This is a genomic window from Microbacterium sp. Bi128 (genome assembly GCF_918698205.1).
This window is the reverse complement of the sequence record NZ_CAKKMM010000492.1, coordinates 1-3,436: the sequence shown is the minus strand read 5'-3', so window position 1 is coordinate 3,436 and position 3,436 is coordinate 1. Positions and strand designations below refer to the sequence as shown.

Here is a 3,436-nt window from a genome sequence, read left to right as displayed (position 1 = left end):
CATGCTGTCGCAGTTCCCGCAGATCAACTCCTCGTTCAAGGGTCAGAACGGCTCGCTCGGCGTCGCGGGATACGTGAGCCAGAACTATGGCGAGGGCGCGATCACGTACGTCGAGTACTCGTACGCGAAGACATCGGGCTTCCCCGTCGCCAAGGTCCTCAACAAGGCCGGGTACTTCGTCGAGCCGACCTACCAGTCGGTCGCCGTCGCGCTGATGTCGGCGACGATCAACCCCGACCTCACGCAGAACCTCGAGGGTGTCTACAACAGCGGCGATCCGCGCTCGTACCCCATGTCGAGCTACTCGTACATGATCGTGCCCACGCAGACCAACAAGATCTTCACGGCGGAGAAGGGCAAGACCCTCAGCATCTTCGCGTCGTACATGATCTGCGAGGGTCAGCAATCCGCCAAGGACCTCGGCTACTCACCGCTGCCGATGAACCTCGTGCAGGCCGGATCCGACGTGATCGCCAAGATCCCGGGTACGGCGGGCGCCGTCGACTTCAACAAGTGCAACAACCCGACGTTCAAGCCCGGCGACTCGCCCTCGAACAACCAGCTCGCGCAGTCGGCGCCCAATCCCGCCGACTGCGACAAGCAGGGGCCGACCCAGTGCCTCGGCGGTACGGGTGGCGCGCAAGAGGAGACTCCCGCGACGGGATCGGGTGGTGTCCCGGGCGGCAGCACGGGTGGAACCGGCGCTGCCGGGGGCGACACGGCGGGCGGCGCGGCAGCGGCGGCGGCCGCGGGCGCCGCGGCGTCCGGGGGAGAACCGGTCTACGACGCCAACGGCAACCTCGTGTCGGGCTCGGCGATCGGGACGGCGGCGGCTGCGGTGTCCTTGCCGTTCACCCTCGCCGAGGGGGGCTGGGGCACCCCGCAGTACATCATGCTCGCCGCCGGTGTCCTCGTCGTCGCAGCGATCCTCGTGCCCCCGCTCGTCTCGCGCCGTTCCCGACGCGGCAGCGACGCCCGGGGCTGATTTCGACCGCACCCCGGCCCGACCACGCGTCCCGTCGGGGCGCGAGCCTGCCCGAAACCCCGCGTGACCGGGGGTGAATCATGTTCGCACCTCCACCACGCGGCGGCGGCGCCTCGTTACCGCCGCGTTCATTCCACAGACACTCGGCCGCCCTTAGCTTCTCGCGAGGGCGCACCCGAGCTCTCGACTCCCGAAGGATCCCCGTGCCCGAGAACCGAGTGCTCACCGACGAGGCCGCCTCGTCGACGCCGACCACCCCGCGCCCGCGCGTCCGGGTCCGTCGTGCACGGGCGCCCCGTTGGACCGCTTCCGTCGCCATCGGCATCGTGGCGGGGCTCGGGATCTTCTCCGTCACCGGGGGTTCCGGCCTCGTCGCCGGCTCGGCATCCCGTGCCACCGCCGAGGATTCCTCCGCGGTGACCGTGACAGCCAAGAGTCAGGATGACGACGTCACGAACGCGCCCTTCCCCGACCTCTCGGTGACCGTTTCGCAGACGCGGGCCCTCGAATCGCAGGGCATCGTCATCTCGTGGACCGGCGGCAAGGCGTCGACGGTGCCCAGTCAGCAGATCGGCGGCGCGAACTTCCTGCAGATCTTCCAGTGCTGGGGCGACGACGAGAAGGACCCGAGCGGTCCCGACCGCACCACCTGCCAGTACGGCATCGGGGGCGTGCCGGGATCGCACCGTGACGACGTCCGCGAGAGCGACGCCTCGGTCGCGGAGGAGGACAAGGCCTACACCGTCCCCAGCGAGGGCTTCGCCAGCCCGACCTACACCTCGATCCCGTTCCGCGGAGCCAACGGCAAGGAAGTCGCCTCGGTCAAGGACGGCAAGTACAACTACACCGTCGGCGAAGACGGGAAGAAGTCGCTGCCCGACATGAACACCAACGAGTTCTTCTCGAAGTACACCACCAACATGGTGTCGTGGGCGGGCTCGGGCGGCGACGGTTCGGGCTCGGTCAAGTTCGAGGTCCAGACCGCCATGCAGTCGCAGGCACTGGGCTGCGGCACACCGGTGACCGCGACGGACGGCACGGTCTCGGGATCCAGCTGCTGGCTCGTGATCGTCCCGCGCGGGACGAAGGACTCCGGCTCGTCCTTCATCACCCAATCGGGGTTGTTCTGGGACGCGTGGAAGCACCGCATCGCGGTCAAGCTCGACTTCAAACCGATCGGTACGCGCTGCCCCATCGGTGCCTCCGAGCGGCAGCTCGCCGGCAGCGAGCTCATCGCGCGCGCCGTGTCCTCGTGGCAGCCGGCGGTCTGCAACGCGCCGGGCGGGTCGGTCTACTCCGCCATCACGAGCGCCGAGTCCGACGCGGCGCTCGCCGCGAACGGCGTGGCGCCCGCGCCCCTCGCGCTCACCTCACGGGCGCTGAACCCCGAGCTCGGCACCGACCGTCTGCGCTACGCGCCCATCGGCATCACGGGCGCCGCGGTCTCGTTCGCCATCGATCGCAACCCTCGCCCCGGCGACCCCAGCGTGCCCGCGGACGTCCAGGGGCGGGCGGGGCTGCCGTTCACCTCGCTCAAGCTCACCCCGCGCCTGGTGGCGAAGCTCTTGACGAATTCGTACCTCGACTCGCTGCCGACCTTCGCCGACCGTCGGCACCTCAGCCACGCAGGCCCGGGCGGTCCCAACGACCGGATCGAGAACCCCCGCACGCTGACCTACGACCCCGACTTCCTCGAGATCAACGCCCCCGAGTGGAAGTACCAGGCGCTTGCGGCGGCCTCGCTCGCCGACGTGCTGATCCCGCAGGGTCGCTCGGATGTCGCGTGGGCGATGTGGCAGTACGTCCTCAACGACAAGAGCGCTCGGGACTTCCTCGAGGGCACACCGGATCCGTGGGGGATGACCGTCAACCCGTGGAGCGCGACGACGGATGCCGTGAACGCGTCGGGGTCGGCGCTGTCGCTCCCGCGCGAGGACTTCCCGAAGGCCGACCCCGTCGAACAGGCCGGGACCGACTCGTCCGGCCCGGTGAACCTCGTCACATGGCGTCCCTATGTCAAGGACTTCGACTCCGGTGCCTACGACACCCTCCGCGGCGACGGCCTGATCCTCGGCGACTGGAATCCCACCAGCACGCCGCCGAAGTACGGCAAGGCCGACCGCAACCTCCCGGGACGCCAGAGCGTGCTGGCCCTCACCGACACGGCATCCGCCGCCCGCTACCAGGTCGTCACGGCAGCGCTGCAGAACCCGGCGGGGCAGTTCGTCGAGGCAACGCCGGAGGCCATGACGGCGGCCGCGGCAGCGATGACACCCGACCCGCAGCAGCCGCAGGTGTACGGCTTCGACCCGTCGTCGGCCGACGCCCAGCGCGCCACCGGTGCCTACCCGCTGACGCTCCCGGTGTACGCCGCGGTCAACCCCCGCATGAGCGATGCCGATCTGCGGGCCAGCTATGCCTCCTTCATCCGCTTCGTCTCCACCACGGGGC

General features: G+C 69.6%; 2 protein-coding genes. Both read left to right on the top strand.

Annotated elements, in window-relative coordinates:
• Nucleotides 1-985, top strand: a 985-nt coding sequence (locus LQV45_RS21690; protein ID WP_230008771.1) for a substrate-binding domain-containing protein, incomplete at its 5' end; no start/stop codon positions are given.
• A gap of 203 nt (nt 986-1,188) precedes the next feature.
• On the top strand, nt 1,189-3,436 hold a 2,248-nt coding region (locus tag LQV45_RS21685; RefSeq protein WP_230008770.1), incomplete at its 3' end, for a hypothetical protein.